Source organism: Streptococcus cristatus (assembly GCF_001588905.1).
GTDB classification, from domain to species: Bacteria; Bacillota; Bacilli; order Lactobacillales; family Streptococcaceae; genus Streptococcus; species Streptococcus cristatus_N.
In genome coordinates this window covers 1-3,276 of the sequence record NZ_LAWH01000062.1, presented here as the reverse complement: position 1 = coordinate 3,276, position 3,276 = coordinate 1, and the positions used below count along the sequence as shown (strand labels likewise).

The 3,276-nt window shown below is 36.0% G+C and carries 3 protein-coding genes; 1 reads left to right on the top strand and 2 read right to left on the bottom strand.

Annotated elements, in window-relative coordinates; translation table 11 throughout:
• Window positions 1–73: 73 nt before the first annotated feature.
• The gene (locus A0765_RS09495; RefSeq protein WP_062006322.1) at window positions 74–442 is read right to left on the bottom strand and encodes a hypothetical protein; all 369 of its coding nucleotides are present in this window, start codon (window positions 440–442) and stop codon (window positions 74–76) included.
• 215 nt (window positions 443–657) lie between these two features.
• Between A0765_RS09495 and A0765_RS09490 the strand changes: the two genes are divergently transcribed.
• Complete coding sequence (locus A0765_RS09490; RefSeq protein WP_062006321.1) at window positions 658–1,548, top strand: helix-turn-helix domain-containing protein; 891 nt, start codon at window positions 658–660, stop codon at window positions 1,546–1,548.
• Window positions 1,549–1,721: 173 nt separating this feature from the next.
• On the opposite strand, the gene tig is transcribed toward A0765_RS09490, so the two are convergent.
• On the bottom strand, window positions 1,722–3,005 hold the full coding sequence (tig, locus tag A0765_RS09485) for a trigger factor (RefSeq protein WP_005591726.1): 1,284 nt from the start codon (window positions 3,003–3,005) through the stop codon (window positions 1,722–1,724).
• Between the last annotated feature and the right edge of the window lie 271 nt (window positions 3,006–3,276).

Below are 3,276 nucleotides of genomic sequence, written 5' to 3'. Positions count from 1 at the left end.
ATTACCGATTTCTGTCCCACTCTCTTTCTCTCTAATTCAGCAACTAGCAATCAACATCAGCAAGTTGTATGATTTAGTTGTTCTTAAGTGCTTCTTTGATTTCACCAACTGTTGCAGCAACACTTTTATCTTGGAAAGATTTTAGTTCTTTATTGCCATTCTCATCGGTTGTATCTACTGGATTACTGTAATCATCTGTAGAGCTAGTTGTAAAACCACCTGATTTGTCTGCAATGATCAGTTTGCTGTCTGATAAACCTGAAAAGTAGTCATTAATCTCTTTTTCAGATTTACCTTTTAGTAAATTCTTATAAATTGAAATCGTCTGATTTTCGTTTGTTTTACCGATTGTTGTTTCTGCAATAACTGGTTTCAGCAAAGCATATGAAGCAATTCCTAATGCTACGACTGATAAAGTTAACAGCATCTTTTTCTTAGCCATTTTTGACCTACTTTCTTATTTCTAAATTCCATATCCTACACAATTCTCTAGCCTAACATAGAGTTTAGTAAGAATATATAAGAAAATGACAGAACATAATTTACGACTTGAATTTTTTTATATTTCTTTGCATTCCTCCTTACTAAATTATATAATGTAGTCAGAATCATGTAGTATTGTTTTAACTATTTTCAAGTTTTTTTGGAGATTATGATATGAGATATGATTTTGGAAAAGTTTATCAAAAAATTAGAAAGTCTAAAAACCTCACTCAGTCAGATGTGTGTGGCAATGTACTGTCTCCTACAACACTCTCTAAAATAGAGAATGGACTTGTCGTTCCAAAGTACGAGAACATGGCTTTTTTACTTCAACAAATTAATATGAGCTTTGATGAATTTGATTATATTTGTAATCTTTACCATCCTAGTGAGCATATCGAAATATTAAACCAAATCAGCAACATTCATTCAATTAGTGGAATAGGAGAACTTGAAGCTATTCATAAACAATGTGAATCTTATCTAAAAACTCATTGTGATATCTCTATCCAAAAATTGCACCAATCTTTGACCGTTGTACTTCAAATTAGAAAGAATGGAATTTTAAACATAGATAAAGTGACACAAGATATCGTTGATATTCTATGGAGTGATTTAAAACACCACGATACATGGTACGCATCAGATTTCAACATTTTAAACTCCATTCTTTTTGTCCTTCCTACTGAGACAATTCTAGATACAACTCAATTAATTCTTCACAGACTAGAAAAATACTCTGATTTTCAAAATATCCTTCCTATAAAGCTAGCCATCCTATCAAATTTGTCCACCTTTTATTTTTACTATAAACACTATCCTATGTGTAGTCATATTTGTTCGATCGTTATTAAAACAGCAAAATTACTTAAACGATATGATGCAATTGCATTTCATTCGGCTAGAATCGGAATTTGTGATGCTAGTGAGGAACTGACACAAAAGAATCTTGAAATATTACATTTACTTGAGGAAGATGAGTTATTAAAAATTATTGAAAACGAAATAGCTGCATTTAATGCTGCTAAAAAAGTTGACGACATGGGTATTCCATGGATGTTGTGATATTAGCTCTATAATTTCTACAGAGATTAACTCCCTGTAGGAATTGTAGAGCTTATTTTAATCTAGAGATTGGGTTTCCTACTTTAAACCACCTCTCCAAAATCAAAAAAGAGAGAACAAATCGTTCTCTCCTGTGCTTGCATTTGTCATCCACTAGAGTTGACTAGAAGCTATTATTTTACTTTAGCAGTGCTTGTGATGACTTCAACTGCTTTTTTAACAGCGATATCATGTTTAAGCATTTCTTCTGAAAGCAATTGGCGAACGCGGTCTGCTTCCATGTTGTAGTCTGTTGCCAATGAAGTGATTTCTGCTTCAACTTCTTCAGCGCTAGCTTCAAAGCCTTCTGCTTTCGCAACTGCTTCTACAACGAGGTTAGTCTTAGTGCGTGCTGCAGCATCTGCTTCATATTGCTTGTGAAGGTCTTCTTGAGTTGTACCAGTGATTTGGAAGTACATATCAGGAGAGATACCTTGACGTTGCATGTTGCCGAGGAATTCGTTCACAGCGCGATGAACTTCTTCGTGAATCATTTCTTCTGGAAGATCAACGATTTCTGCATTTTCTACTGCAAGATCAATCGCTGCTGCTTCAACTGCATCGTTGTAAGCTGCTTCTTTGGCTTCTGCTAATTCTTTACGGTATTTTTCTTTCAATTCAGCAAGAGTTTCAACTTCTTCGTCGATGTCTTTTGCAAGTTCATCATCAAGAGCTGGAACTTCTTTTTCTTTAACTTCATGGATTGTTGTAACGAATTTTGCTTCTTTACCAGCAAGGTCAGCTGCTTGGTAGTCTTCTGGGAAGGTTACAACAACGTCTACTGTTTCACCAGCTGAGTGACCAACCAATTGATCTTCGAAGCCTGGGATGAATTGACCTGAACCAAGTCCAAGTGAGAAGTTATCGCCTTTTCCGCCGTCAAATTCAACACCATCAACAGAACCAACAAAGTCGATGACAACTGTATCACCTTCAGCTGCTGCTCCATCTTTCAGAACCAATTCAGCCAAGTTGTTACGTTCACGCTCAATGCGCTCATCAACTTCAGCATCAGTCACTTCCTTAGAAACTTCTACAGATACTTCAAGATCTTTGTAAGCACCCAATTTCACTTCAGGTTTTGTCACAACATCAGCAGTGATGACCCAGTCTTGGCCTTTTTCCATTGAAGTCACATCAATTTTTGGTTGTGCAACCACTTCAAGACCAGCTTCTTTCACAGCTGCTTCATAAGCTGCTGGAAGCAAGGCATTCAAGACATCTTGATAAAGTGATTCTTCACCAAAACGTTGGTTGAAGACTGGACGAGGAATATGACCCTTACGGAAACCTGGTACAGCAATATTTTTCTTAACTGCATTAAAAGCGCGATCCAAAGCAGGTTTGATTTGGTCTTGACCGATAGTAAAAGTCAATACTCCACGATTTGTTTCTTTGTTTTCAAATGATACAGACATTCTGTCAGTTCTCCTTCAAATTTTTTACATACAATCCATTATAACATAAGTAGCAGTTTTTTCAAGCGACACCTTTTATTTTTCGCCTTTTTCCCCTTTCATAAACCAAAATCCAAGCCACTTTTTGCTCTTTTTTGACCATTTGCCCAACTCTTAGCAAACAATATTCTACTATCCATTGTCAATTTATTTTTTTCGCCAGCACGAGAATCGACAAGCAAAGTCTACCATTTGGGAAAAGAGAGTGGGACAGAAATTGGTCATTCGTTAG